Raw genomic sequence first — 250 nt, forward strand, 5'->3', positions numbered from 1 at the left:
GTGGTGGAGTCCGGGTAGCGCTTCACCACAAACCGCTCGGCCTGGGCCGTGCCGCCCAGCGTGGGCGCATGAGCCAGGGTGAGGTAAAAGTCATCGGCGGCGGCGGGCAGGGCGTTGCGGCGCGTCTGCAGGTAGGACGTCAGCCGCGGGCCTTCGAGGGCATACACGGCAGGCGGCAGCCGGTGCAGGGCCCGCTGAATGAGCGTGTCGGGCAAGCGGCGCTGCAAATCGGCCGCCATGCGCCGGAAAT

The 250-nt window shown here is 70.4% G+C and carries 1 protein-coding gene; it reads right to left on the reverse strand.

All coding sequences use genetic code 11. The annotated features are described in order from the left end of the window. A partial coding sequence (locus NXT09_RS22675) for a hypothetical protein (protein WP_268581204.1) occupies positions 1–250 on the reverse strand: 250 nt, incomplete at both ends.

The organism is Pectobacterium jejuense (assembly GCF_026800125.1).
GTDB lineage: Bacteria > Pseudomonadota > Gammaproteobacteria > Enterobacterales > Enterobacteriaceae > Pectobacterium > Pectobacterium jejuense.